Origin of the sequence: Micromonospora sp. NBRC 101691 (assembly GCF_030269285.1) — a bacterium.
GTDB lineage: Bacteria > Actinomycetota > Actinomycetes > Mycobacteriales > Micromonosporaceae > Micromonospora > Micromonospora echinospora.
Window position 1 is genome coordinate 103198 of record NZ_BSTB01000005.1, and the last position, 10851, is coordinate 114048.

11 protein-coding genes and 1 riboswitch are annotated in these 10851 nt (G+C 74.8%); of the genes, 7 read left to right on the forward strand and 4 right to left on the reverse strand.

The annotated features are described in order from the left end of the window. Positions 1-7 precede the first annotated feature (7 nt). Complete coding sequence (locus QSK20_RS11010) at positions 8-1093, forward strand: LysM peptidoglycan-binding domain-containing protein (RefSeq protein ID WP_285788491.1); 1086 nt, start codon at positions 8-10, stop codon at positions 1091-1093. A 135-nt stretch (positions 1094-1228) separates the two neighbouring features. Here QSK20_RS11010 and QSK20_RS11015 read toward each other — a convergent pair whose 3' ends face one another. Beyond that, positions 1229-2083, reverse strand: coding sequence for a Rieske (2Fe-2S) protein (locus QSK20_RS11015; RefSeq protein WP_285788492.1), 855 nt, complete (start codon positions 2081-2083; stop codon positions 1229-1231). Between the two features lie 92 nt (positions 2084-2175). Next, on the reverse strand, positions 2176-2802 hold the full coding sequence (gene bluB, locus QSK20_RS11020) for a 5,6-dimethylbenzimidazole synthase (protein ID WP_285788493.1): 627 nt from the start codon (positions 2800-2802) through the stop codon (positions 2176-2178). Positions 2803-2854: 52 nt separating this feature from the next. After that, positions 2855-3026, reverse strand: a riboswitch (cobalamin riboswitch). A 69-nt stretch (positions 3027-3095) separates the two neighbouring features. Between bluB and QSK20_RS11025 the strand changes: the two genes are divergently transcribed. Both QSK20_RS11025 and QSK20_RS11030 read left to right on the forward strand, forming a co-directional pair. After that, complete coding sequence (locus tag QSK20_RS11025; RefSeq protein WP_285788494.1) at positions 3096-4019, forward strand: EamA family transporter; 924 nt, start codon at positions 3096-3098, stop codon at positions 4017-4019. Positions 4020-4064: 45 nt separating this feature from the next. Continuing rightward, a complete protein-coding gene (locus tag QSK20_RS11030) occupies positions 4065-4826 on the forward strand; it encodes a crotonase/enoyl-CoA hydratase family protein (RefSeq protein WP_285788495.1) in 762 nt (253 codons plus the stop codon). A gap of 19 nt (positions 4827-4845) precedes the next feature. Here QSK20_RS11030 and QSK20_RS11035 read toward each other — a convergent pair whose 3' ends face one another. Continuing rightward, the gene (locus QSK20_RS11035) at positions 4846-6324 is read right to left on the reverse strand and encodes a dihydrolipoyl dehydrogenase family protein (protein ID WP_285788496.1); all 1479 of its coding nucleotides are present in this window, start codon (positions 6322-6324) and stop codon (positions 4846-4848) included. Positions 6325-6463: 139 nt separating this feature from the next. Here QSK20_RS11035 and QSK20_RS11040 point away from each other — a divergent pair, with 139 nt between their 5' ends. The 3 genes from QSK20_RS11040 to QSK20_RS11050 all read left to right on the forward strand — a co-directional run bounded on the left by QSK20_RS11040 (position 6464) and on the right by QSK20_RS11050 (position 8597). After that, entirely contained in the window at positions 6464-6958 is a 495-nt protein-coding gene (locus QSK20_RS11040; RefSeq protein ID WP_285788497.1) for a GNAT family N-acetyltransferase, read from the forward strand. A gap of 19 nt (positions 6959-6977) precedes the next feature. Continuing rightward, the gene (locus QSK20_RS11045) at positions 6978-7382 is read left to right on the forward strand and encodes a hypothetical protein (RefSeq protein WP_285788498.1); all 405 of its coding nucleotides are present in this window, start codon (positions 6978-6980) and stop codon (positions 7380-7382) included. A 66-nt stretch (positions 7383-7448) separates the two neighbouring features. Beyond that, positions 7449-8597 (forward strand): serine hydrolase domain-containing protein, encoded by a 1149-nt coding sequence (locus QSK20_RS11050; protein WP_285788499.1) that lies wholly within the window; start codon positions 7449-7451, stop codon positions 8595-8597. Between the two features lie 105 nt (positions 8598-8702). Here QSK20_RS11050 and QSK20_RS11055 read toward each other — a convergent pair whose 3' ends face one another. Continuing rightward, complete coding sequence (locus tag QSK20_RS11055) at positions 8703-9623, reverse strand: phytoene/squalene synthase family protein (protein ID WP_285788500.1); 921 nt, start codon at positions 9621-9623, stop codon at positions 8703-8705. Positions 9624-9688: 65 nt separating this feature from the next. Between QSK20_RS11055 and QSK20_RS11060 the strand changes: the two genes are divergently transcribed. Next, positions 9689-10840: a polyprenyl synthetase family protein gene (locus tag QSK20_RS11060; protein WP_285788501.1), complete on the forward strand. Its 1152-nt coding sequence runs from the start codon at positions 9689-9691 to the stop codon at positions 10838-10840. The last annotated feature ends 11 nt before the right edge of the window (positions 10841-10851 follow it).

Here is a 10851-nt window from a genome sequence, read left to right on the forward strand (position 1 = left end):
GGCCGCCATGGCCGCATCCCGTTCCGCCCGGCGGACCGGTCAGGTCCTCACCGGCTTCGGCGCGCTCGTCGTGCTCGGCGCGGTACTGGTCGGGGGGCCCGTCGCCCTCGTCGCCCTCGCCGGCAATCCGCTGCCGGCCGAGGTGCCCACGCTGGACACCGTCGGCACGGCCCTGACCAGTCGGGACGACGGGCAGCTCTTCCTCCGGGCCCTGGCGGTTCTCGGCTGGTTCGGATGGGCGACCTTCGCGTTCTCCGTCCTGGTGGAGATGCTCGCCCAGGTGCTGCGCCGGCCGACGCCGAAGCTGCCCGGCATGCGCAACCAGCAGCGCGCGGCGGCAGCGCTGGTCGGGTCGGTCGCCCTGATCATCGCGGCCAGCCCGGCGGCGACCGCGGCGACCGCCACGTACGGGATGTCGGCTCCCACCACCACGTACGCCGTGTCGGCGACCGGGCCGGCCACGGCGTCGCCGCCCACCACCGTCGCCCCGGTCGCCCGGGGCGTGGCCCCGGTGGTCGGCGCGGTGGAGCGGACCGCGACCACCGACCAGACCCAGGTGTACCGGGTGGCCAAGGGCGACTACCTGGGCGAGGTCGCCGAGCGCTACCTGGAGGACTTCCAGAGCTACCGGGTGCTGGTCAAGCTGAACAAGCTCGGCGATCCGGACCGGATCCACCCGGGACAGTTGATCAGGCTGCCCCACCAGGCCGAGGACGGCGGTGCCCGGCCGCACGCCACCGGTGGGCTGATGCGCAAGCCGTCCCCGCGCCCGGCTCCGCCGCCGGCCTCCCCTGTCCCCGACGAGGTGCCGGACCAGGCTCCCCAGCAGGCACCCGACCAGGGTCCGCGCCAGGTCACGCCGGAGCCGCCGACCACCGAGTGGCCGCAGGAGGAGGCCCCGCCGATGACCGTCGGGGCGGCCCGCCCGGGTCAGGAGGACCGGGTCAACCGGCCGTTGGCGGTCTCCGCCGTGGTGGCCGTGGCGAGCATCGTCGGCGCGCAGATCGGCGCGGTGCTCGGCCTGCGCCGCCGGCCGGCGTCGTCGGCGGGCACCCGCGCCCCCCTGGGCAGCGGTCGCCATCGGCGTGACTAGGTCGTCGCTTGCGAAACGCTCGCTCGTCGACCGGTGCCGGCGGTTCGCGGTCACGCTGAGTACGCCAGCGTACGGGTAGAGGCGGATCCTGACGGTGAGTGGCCCGCGCCGACGTCGGGCATGCACCGGTGCGGGTCAGGCCAGGCGGGTCTGGAGGACGCCGTCGACGACCCGGGTGGCGAGCACCTGCTGGTCGTTGGCGGCCGGCCCGTGGACGACCTTGCCGCCGCTGTTCAACTGGAAGGCGCTGCCGTGCCAGGGGCAGACGACGCACGGGTGACCGTCGATCTCCTGCACCTCGCCCTGACCGAGCGGCCCGCTCTGGTGGGGGCAGCGTTCCAGCATCACGGTGACGTCGTCGCCGTGCCGGTAGACGATCACCGAGACGTCGTCGATCTCGCGGGTGACCAGTTCCCGGTCCGGCAGGGCGGACAGGTCGTCGAGCGGGTGCCAGCCGTCACCGATCAGGTGCGCCTCGGAGACGCTCTGGTTGACCTGCGCCCCCTGCTTGTACGCCAGGTGCCCGCCGAGGTACGCCCCGGCGCTCGCCGCGCCGAGTCCGAGGTACGCCAGCGTCCGCCCGAGGTTGTGCCGCCCGCTCAGCCGGGCGGCGAGCGACCCGGCGTAGCAGGCCAGGCCGACGGTGTTCGAGGCGGCGTGCACCAGCCCCACCCGGCGCTGCTCCCGGTTCAGGGCCGCCCAGTCGTTGAGCCCGGTCACGGCGGCCGGCAGTGCGCTGGCCGTACCGACGGCCACCAGTGCGGTCGCCGCCCGCCGCTGGCCCGGCATCGCGTCGAGGACGGCGGCGCTGATCCACGCGCCGACCGGCACCTGCACCAGCGCCGGATGCAGCGGATGCCCCAGCCAGACGCCGTGCAGCAGGTCACGGACGCGCTGCGGTCGGAGGGTGCTCTGGACCGCCCGCTGGAGGCGGTCGCCGACCCGGTCCAGGCCGGCGGCCTGCTCGATCCTCATCAGTAGTGCTCGCACCCGTACCGACTTCCCGGTCCGGGAGCCCGCAAACCGGGCGGCGGTGACCATTTCGCCGCCGCCCGGCGTGACCGGGCAGCCCGTCGACGGGTTCAGTCGCGCGGTGTCCACCGGTCGTCGTGGATCGCCTCGGCGAGCGGGCGGGCCTGCCGCCAGCCGTGCCGGGCCAGGTCCGGCACGGTCTCGAAGTGGGTGACCGGGCCGAGGCAGAGCCAGGCGACCGGCCGGATGCCGGCGGGGATGCCGAGCAGGTCGGCCAGCCAGGGTTCGCGGTAGAAGGAGACCCAGCCGACGCCGAGTCCCTCGGCCGTGGCGGCGAGCCAGAGGTTCTGGATGGCCAGGCAGGTCGAGTAGAGGCCGGTGTCGGCGATGGCGTGCCGGCCGAGCACCGCCGGCCCACCCCGCGACTGGTCGTGGGTGACGACGATCGACAGGGTCGACTCCAACACGCCATCGATCTTGATCCGGGCGAACCGTTCGGCCGCCTCGCCCGCCAGAGTGGCGGCGAAGACGTCCCGCTCGGTGCGGACGTGCTCGTGGAACCGGCGGCGCGTGTCGGCGTCCCGCACCACGACGAAGTCCCAGGGCTGGGAGTACCCGACGCTCGGGGCGGCGTGCGCCGCGGTGAGCACCCGGTGCAGCGCCTCGTCGGGCACCGGTTCCCCGGTGAACTGGGCGCGTACGTCCCGGCGGCGGTGGATGACGTCGTACAGGTCCATGGGCAGGCTCCCGCTGCGCTCGGCCCACCCGGGCAGGGGTGGGCGCGTGACGCGAGGCCGGTCTTCGGACTCCCGGATCGACGCCGTGCCGTCCGCCTTCCCAGCCCTCGCGGACCAGTGGCTGCGCTGTTCGCGCGTGGACGGTGGCTCCCCGGTCACCGCGGCGGGCCCGTGCCGGATTCGCACCGGCTTCCCGATTCTCCCCGCTCGCGCGGGGCACCTCACTGTGTCGTGCCGCCAGCATGGTAACCGGCGGACGGGATTCCGGTCGCCCTCCGCAGGGGTCGGACGGCATGCTGCACCCCATGTACGCGCACGCCCTCCGTTCACAGCCGGTTCCCGCCTCCACCGTCGCCCGGCTCGTCGGCACGGTCGGTCGTCCCGACGCCGTACCGCCGCCGGTGCTGATGCTGCTCGGGATGTTCTCCACCCAGCTCGGCGCGGCCGTGGCCAAGCAGTTGTTCGGCACCACCAGCCCGGGGGGCACCACCACGCTGCGGCTCGGCTTCGCCGCGCTGATCCTGCTCGCGATCGCCCGTCCCGGGCTGCGGCTGGGCTGGCGTACCGGTGGCCTGGTGGTCGGCTTCGGCCTGATGCTCGCGTTGATGAACCTCAGCTTCTACGCCGCGCTGCACCGGGTGCCGCTGGGCGTGGCGGTGACCATCGGCTTCGCCGGGCCGCTGCTGGTGGGGCTGGCCGGCAGCCGTCGGCTGCTCGACGCCGGCTGGGCGGTGCTGGCCGGCGGCGGCGTCCTGCTGATCAGTGGCCTGGGCGGGGCGTCGGTGGACGGCCTCGGGCTGTTCTTCTGCGTCGCCACGGCCGTCGGCTGGGCCGGCTACGTGGTGTTCGGCGGGGCGGTCAGCAAGCGGATCCCCGGCAGCCGGGGGCTGGCCCTGGGCATGGCCGTCGGCGCACTCGCCGTGCTGCCGTTCGGCGTCGCGGGGAGCGGCACCGCGCTGCTCGACCCGTGGATCCTGCTGCTCGGCCTCGGTGTCGCGCTGTTGTCGTCGGTGCTGCCGTACTCGGCGGAGATGTCCGCGCTGCGCCGGATGCCGGCCCGGGTCTTCGCGGTGCTGTTGAGCCTCGAACCGGCGATCGGCGCGCTGGTCGGGCTGGTCCTGCTCGGCGAGCTGCTGACCTGGCCGCAGTTCCTCGGGGTGGCCTGCGTGGTCGGTGCCGCGCTCGGTGCCACGCTGGTCCGCGCCGGCCGGGCCTGACCGGGGGTCTGGCGCGGCCCGGCAGGAGCCGGGCATCCTGGTCCGATGGGTGTGCGGGTCGAGCGCGACGGACCGGTGACCACGGTGATCCTGGACCGGCCGGCGGTCCGCAACGCCGTCGACGGCCCGACCGCCCGGGCGCTCGCCGACGCGTTCCGCGCCTTCGACGCCGACCCGACCGCCGCCGTGGCCGTGCTCTGGGGAGCGGGCGGCACCTTCTGCGCCGGTGCCGACCTCAAGTCCATCGGTACGCCGAGCGGGAACCGCGTGGAGCCCGAGGGGGACGGCCCGATGGGTCCGACCCGGATGTCGCTGACCAAGCCGGTCGTCGCCGCGGTCTCCGGGTACGCCGTGGCCGGCGGCCTGGAGCTGGCCCTCTGGTGTGACCTGCGGGTCGCCGAGTCCGACGCGGTGCTCGGGGTCTTCTGCCGGCGGTGGGGGGTGCCGCTGGTCGACGGCGGGACGGTGCGCCTGCCCCGGCTGATCGGCGAGAGCCGGGCGTTGGACCTGATCCTCACCGGCCGACCGGTACCGGCCGAGGAGGCGTACGCGATGGGTCTGGTCAACCGGTTGGTCGCGCCCGGCACGGCCCGCGCGGAGGCCGAGCGGCTGGCCGCCGAGATCGCCCGCGCGCCGCAGCGCTGCCTGCGCAACGACCGGGCCGCGGTACGGGCCGGCGCGGGTCGCCCGGAGGCCGAGGCGATGGCCGTCGAGCTGGCCTACGGCGTCGACTCCCTCACCGAGGCGGCCGACGGCATCGCCCGCTTCGGCGGTGGGGCGGGCCGGCACGGCGTCCCGGCCCACTGAGCACCGGCTCGGCCAGCCGTCAGCCGAGGTCGTCCAGGGCGGTCCGGATGGCACGGTGGAAGGTCGGATACGCGTAGATCATGTGTCGGAGCCGGCCCACCGGAACCGCCGCGTGCACCGCCACCACCAGCCCGGACAGCACCTCCCCACCGGCCGGGCCGACCGACGTCGCGCCGACCAGCACCCCCCGGTCGGCGTCCGCGACGAGCTTGATGAACCCCTCGTCGCCGACCTGGTGGATCCAGCCCCGGGTCGACGAGGAGAGCGGCGCGAAGCCGACCTGGACGTTGATCCCCCGGTCCCGGGCCTGACGTTCGGTCAACCCGACCGCCCCCACCTCGGGATCGGTGAAGGTGACCCGGGGCAGCGCCCGGTAGTCCGCCCGGGGCACCGTGCCGGCCGTGTCCGGGCCGGAGCCGTCGCCGTGCGCTCCGGCCGCACCGACCGCGCCACCGATCGAACTGGCGGTGCCACTGGCGTCCGGCCCGCCCCGCCGCCGACCGACGTGATCGAGCAGGTCGCGGACGACGATCTCCGCCTGGTACATCGCGATGTGGGTGAACGCCCCCTCGCCGGTGACGTCACCGACCGCCCAGATCCCGTCGCCGGCCCGCATCCGGTCGTCGACCGGCAGGTAGCGCTGCCCGGCGTCGATGCCGACGGCGTCCAACCCCAGTTCCTCCAGGTGGGCCCGACGGCCGGTCACCACCAGCAGCCGCTCGGCGGTGAACCGGGCGCCGTCACCGGCCCGCAGGGTGAACCCGGCCGCCTCGTCGTGGTCGACCCGCTCCACCCGGACACCGGTGTGGATCTCCACCCCGTCGGCGCGCAGGGCGGCGGCCGCCACCTCGGACGCCTCCGGTTCCTCGACGGCGAGCACCCGGTCGGACGCCTCGACCACCGTCACCCGTACCCCGAACCGGGCGAACACCTGGGCCAGCTCCAGCCCGATCGCCCCACCCCCGAGCACGAGCAGCGACGCCGGCAACGTGGCCACCTCGATCGCCTCGCGGTTGGTCCAGTAGGGCGTCCCGGCCAACCCGTCGACCGGCGGCACCGACGGCCGGGTGCCGACCCCCACGACGATCCCGTACCGGGCCTGGAAGACCTGGTCGCCGACGGCCACCCGCCCCGGCCCGGCCAACCGGCCGGTGCCCCGGACGAAGCGGCCGCCCTTGCCGGTGAACCGTTCGACGGCGGCGGTGTCGTCCCAGTTCGCGGTCGCCTCCTCGCGGATCCGGCGGGCCACCGGGGCCCAGTCCGGCCGGACCTCGGCGGAGCCGGCGAGCCCGTCGACCCGTCGCGCCTCGGCCAGCGCGTTCGCCGCCCGGATCATCATCTTGCTCGGGATGCAGCCCCAGTACGGGCACTCGCCGCCGACCAGTCCCCGCTCGACGCCGACCACGTCGAGACCCGCCTCGGCCAGTCGCCCGGCCACCTCCTCGCCGCCCACCCCGAGCCCGACCACGACCACGTCCACCTGCTGCGGCTCCGTCATCCCGACAGCATCCCCCACCCACCCGGCCGGAGCACCGGGAGGGCGGCCGGGCCCGTACCCGGGCGGTCCCGGTCTCCGGGGGTGGCCCGGCCGCGACAACCAGGTCGAGCCCGTCGTGGGTGGCCGGTAGGGTCCGCCCATGCCACCCGCACCCGAGCCGCGCCTTGAGAAGATCACGCCCGGCAACGTCGACGCGGCCTGCGACCTGCGGGTACGCCCGGACCAGGAGCACCTGGTCGAGCCGGTCGCCCGGTCGCTGGCCGAGGCGTACGCGTGGCCCGACATCGCCTGGCCCCGGCTGATCTACGACGGCGACGAGCTGGTGGGCTTCCTGATGGGCTTCTTCCGGATCCCCTGGCGCGAGGAGGCCCCGGACGACCTGCGGTCCGGACTGTGGCGGCTGAACGTCGCGGCCGACCGGCAGGGACGCGGGTACGGACGGTTCGCCGTCCGGGCGGTCGCCGACGAGGCGTGGCGACGCGGTGAGCGGCGGATCTACACGACCTGGGAGCCGGGGGACGACGGACCGGAGCGGTTCTACCTGCGGCTCGGGTTCCGGCCGACCGGGGAACTCAGCGGCGGGCAGACCGTCGGCGCACTCGACCTGTCCACGCCGGACACCGACGCCGACTGACGGCCGGGGACGACAGACCGTGCGACTGGTTCTCACCTGCCGCCTCGGCGGTCCGGAGCACTCCCTGGCGACGACCGTCACGCTGCGGCGGGCGCTGAAGGCGGCGTTCGCACGGGTCGAGGTCGACGGGCTCGACGAGGTCGACGTCCACCTCACGTTGGGCGGCACGGTCACGAGCGCCGAGGGCCACGGCGGGGTGCACCACCTCCGGTATTCCGCCGCCCGGCGACGGCTCACCGTCAACGTGGTCGTACCGGCCTCCGAGGTCGTCCGGTCCACCCCGGCCGGCGCGCTCGCCCCGTACCTCGACACGATGAGCCGGCGGATCGCCGGACGGTGCGCGCCCGGTGACGCGGACGCCGTGACCCGCGCGCTCGCGGGAGCCTGTCGGGAGGCGCTCGACGCGTTGCCCGGGTCCGGCTGAGCGCCGGGTCGGTCCCGGCGCGGTAATCCGACGCGGAACCGGGGCGGCACCCCCTACCGTGGCCCGATGCGCGCACGCTTCGCGGCGGTCCACGACTGCTTCCACGACCTGTTCGCCTCGGGCCGGGAGACCGGCGCGGCGCTGGCCGTCCGGTACGACGGTCAGCCGGTGGTCGACCTGGTCGGTGGCTCGACCCGACCGGCCGGCGCGGCCGGCCCGCTCCCCACGGACGAACCGCTCCGCGCCGGTGGCGGCTCGGGATCGCTGCCGTCAACGGCCCGGACGCGCGGGGCGTGGCGGCCGGACACCCTGGTCAACGTGTACTCCGTCGGCAAGCCGGTGGCCGCCCTCTGCCTGCTGCTCCTGGTCGACCGGGGTCGGCTCGACCTGGACGACGCGGTGGTCCGGCACTGGCCGGGGTTCCGCGCCCCGGCCACCGTCCGGCAGGTGCTCGCCCACACCGCCGGCCTGCCGGTCTTCCCGGTGCCCCGGCCGGCCGCCGCGCTGGGCGACTGGGCACTGCTCACCGGGGACCTCGCCGCCGCCGAGCCGGAGTGGGAGCCGGGCACCGTCGCGGGCGAGCACGCGCTGACGTACGGGCACCTCGTCGGCGAGCTGGTCCGCCGGGTGGACGGCCGGACGGTCGGCCGGTTCCTCGCCGAGGAGATCGCCGGGCCGTGGCGACTGGACCTCGCCTTCGGGCTGGAGCAGGCCGACCAGCGGCGCTGCGCCGACCTGTCGTACGGGGTCCCGGACTGGCCGGTGACCACGCTGGGCGTACCCGGGTCCCTCCGGGAGCGGGCGCTCGGCAATCCCGCCGGCTGCCTCGACCTGGCGGTGCTGAACAGTCCGCTCTGGCGCGGCGCGGAGATTCCCGCGGTGAACCTGCACGCCACGGCGACCGGGCTGGCCCGGTTCTACGACGGGCTGCTGGCCGGCGGCACCCTCGACGGGGTACGCCTGTTCACCGCCGACGTGGTGGCCGAGGCGACCCGGGTGCAGTACGACGGCCCGGACCTGCTCCTGGCCGACCACACCCGGTGGACCCTCGGCATGCAGTACGAGGAGGACGGGAGCTGGGGCATGGGTGGGATCGGTGGCAGTTGCGCCTGGGCCGACCCGGCCCGGGGCTACACGCTGGCGTACACCACCTCGCGGCTGGCCGGGTTCGACCGGGTCGAGGCGCTCGTCGACGCCCTGCACTCCTGCCTCTGAGGCGGTGCCCCGCCCCGCCGAGGTGGTAGCAGGGGACCCCTGTTACTCGAAAAGCACCTGCAAGGTGCCCCTGCAACCACCTCGGCGACCGCTCCGGCCACCACCTCAACCGGACGCGACGGTCCGGGGGCCGGGGACGGTGACCGGGGTGCCGGCCGGGGTCAGCAGCGCCCGCGTCGCCACCGCCAGCCGTTGCCGGCCCGGTACGAGCGCCCGCCGGGTGAACACGTCGTAGCCCTGGCCGGCCACCTCGTCGAGGATCCCGCCGTAGAGGGCGTACGCGGTCCGCATGCAGGCCTGCGAACCAGGGTCGAGCAGGACGATCCCGGGTGCGGCGGCCTCGTAGTGGGCCTGGGCACGGCTGACCTCGTACTCGATCAGGTCCCGGATCTTCGGGGTGCCCCGGCCCCGGGCCCTCGCCGCGAGCAGGTCCTCCCGGGTGACGTCGAACTTGGCGAGGTCCTCGTCGGGCAGGTAGGTGCGGCCCCGGTCGAGGTCCTCGGCGACGTCCCGGATGAAGTTGGTGAGCTGGAAGGCGAGGCCGAGTTGGCGGGCCGGTTCCCGGGCGGCGGCCGGTTCGGCGCTGCCGAGGATCGGCAGCATCATCGTGCCGATGACGGCAGCCGAGCCCTCCATGTAGTCGAGCAGGTCGTCGTAGGTGCGGTACGAGGTGATGGTCAGGTCCATCGCCATGCTGCGCAGGAACGACGCGAAGTCGCCCCGGTCCAGGTCGAAGACGGCGATGGTGTGCAGGACGGCCGGCAGCAGCGGGTCGTCCACCGGCCCGCCGTGCAGGCCGGCGAGGAAGCGGGCGGACCACTCGTCGAGCCGCGCGGCGCGTTCGGCCGGGGGCAGTTCCTCGGTGCGGTCGACGATCTCGTCGGCGTACCGGGTGAATCCATACAAAGCGTGCACATGCCGCCGTTTCCAAGCGGGGAGCAGGCGGGTGGCGAGATAGTAGGTGCGACCGTGACGCCTGTGCAGCTCACGGCACCGGTCGTAGGCAGCGGTGAGATCCGTGTCCACCGACCCTCCCTCGAAATCGACGCACCAATCGACGCAACTCGTAACCCTAGGGTACGCTCGCCCACATGGCCAACGACGCAGTTGCCGACAACGCGACCCGTGCGACGATCCGGCCGGCCGAAGGCGACGATCCGGTGACCGCAGTGCTCGCCGCCTGCACGAGAGACCTGGTCCGGGCCGTGGAGGAGACCCTCTCCGCGTTCCTGGCCACCGAGATCGACGCACTTGCCGAAATCGACGCGGCGATGGGCGACTTCGCCGCGACCGCCCGTGACCACGTGCTGGCCGGCGGCAAGCGGATCCGCCCGACGTTCGCCTACTGGGGCTGGCGCGGCGTGGCCGGGCCCGAGGCGGCGCTGCCACCCGTGCTCCCCGCACTCTCCGCGTTGGAGCTGCTGCACACGTTCGCCCTGGTCCACGACGACGTGATGGACGCGTCGGACACCCGTCGGGGACTGCCGACCGCGCACCGGGCACTGGCCGCCCGCCACCGGGCCGCCGGGCACCGGGGCGACCCCGACCGCTTCGGCGAGGCGGTGGCCGTACTCATCGGCGATCTCTGCCTGGTCTGGGCGGACCGCCTGCTCGCCCACGCCGCGCTCCCGGCGGCCCGGCTGCTGGAGACCCGGCGCTGCTACGACCAGATGCGGGTGGAGACGGTCGCCGGGCAGTATCTCGACGTGCTCGGTGAGAACGACCCCGCGAACTGGTCACTGGACCGGGCGCTGCGGGTCGCCCGCTACAAGACCGCCAGCTACACCGTGGCGCGTCCGCTGCTGTACGGGGCCACCCTCGGCGGCCTCGGCACGGACGCGCCGACGGTCGCCGCGTACACCCGGTACGGGCTCGCGATCGGCGAGGCGTTCCAGCTCCGCGACGACCTGCTCGGCGTCTACGGCGACCCCGACCTCACCGGCAAACCGGCCGGGGACGACCTGCGCAGCGGCAAGCCCACGGTGCTGCTCATGCTCGCCCGGCAGCTCGCCGGCCCCGCCCAGCGCGCTCGGCTCGACCGGATCGGCACCGACCTCGACGAGGACGCCGCCGCCGAGCTGGCCGAGGTGGTCGCGGCGACCGGCGCGGTCGGACGGGTGGAACAGATGATCTCCGAGCGGGTGGCCGACGCGCTGGCCGCGCTCGATGTCGCCGACCTCGACGGGACGGCCCGGTCCGCGCTCGCCGGGCTCGCCGACGCCAGCACCCGACGGTGGGCATGATGGTTCTTCGT

Coding starts and splice junctions, on each gene's coding strand:
- QSK20_RS11010 (WP_285788491.1), top strand. CDS start 8: ATGGCCGCATCCCGTTCCGCCCGGCGGACCGGTCAGGTCCTCACCGGC.
- bluB (WP_285788493.1), bottom strand. CDS start 2,802: ATGGACCTGTACGACGTCATCCACCGCCGCCGGGACGTACGCGCCCAG.
- QSK20_RS11025 (WP_285788494.1), top strand. CDS start 3,096: ATGCTGCACCCCATGTACGCGCACGCCCTCCGTTCACAGCCGGTTCCC.
- QSK20_RS11030 (WP_285788495.1), top strand. CDS start 4,065: ATGGGTGTGCGGGTCGAGCGCGACGGACCGGTGACCACGGTGATCCTG.
- QSK20_RS11035 (WP_285788496.1), bottom strand. CDS start 6,324: ATGACGGAGCCGCAGCAGGTGGACGTGGTCGTGGTCGGGCTCGGGGTG.
- QSK20_RS11040 (WP_285788497.1), top strand. CDS start 6,464: ATGCCACCCGCACCCGAGCCGCGCCTTGAGAAGATCACGCCCGGCAAC.
- QSK20_RS11050 (WP_285788499.1), top strand. CDS start 7,449: ATGCGCGCACGCTTCGCGGCGGTCCACGACTGCTTCCACGACCTGTTC.
- QSK20_RS11060 (WP_285788501.1), top strand. CDS start 9,689: ATGGCCAACGACGCAGTTGCCGACAACGCGACCCGTGCGACGATCCGG.